The sequence below is a fragment of the Pseudomonas sp. HY2-MNA-CIBAN-0224 genome (genome assembly GCF_040310285.1).
In the GTDB taxonomy this organism is placed as follows: Bacteria; Pseudomonadota; Gammaproteobacteria; order Pseudomonadales; family Pseudomonadaceae; genus Aquipseudomonas; species Aquipseudomonas helleri.
The window spans coordinates 1-266 of sequence record NZ_JBEOPQ010000586.1 but is presented as its reverse complement, the minus strand read 5'-3'; the positions used below and the strand labels follow the sequence as shown (position 1 = coordinate 266).

The window sequence follows — 266 nt, the reverse complement described above, 5'->3', positions numbered from 1 at the left end:
ATACCAATCAATTGATCGTGGTCAAATAGGGCAATCTGTCCCTCTGGAAACGCATCAATCAAAGTATGAATAGTAGTCTTCGACCATGCACCGCCCAAGTTCACATATACGCGATCCATCAAGGCTGTTAACTGCGGATAATCTTTTTTCTTAATCTCAGCAATCGTGAGGTGACAGTCGTCTATTTTTTCGATTTTACTCATAAGGTTCCTGTCTTCGCTGTCAATAAATGTCGTAAAGTTAACGCTGTATGCGCGGTAATAGCC

Annotated in this window: 1 pseudogene; it reads right to left on the bottom strand. The window is 41.7% G+C overall.

Going from position 1 to position 266, the window contains the following annotated elements:
* Window positions 1–203 (bottom strand): annotated as a pseudogene (locus tag AAEZ03_RS27655) (hypothetical protein); the annotation flags it as partial.
* Window positions 204–266 lie beyond the last annotated feature (63 nt).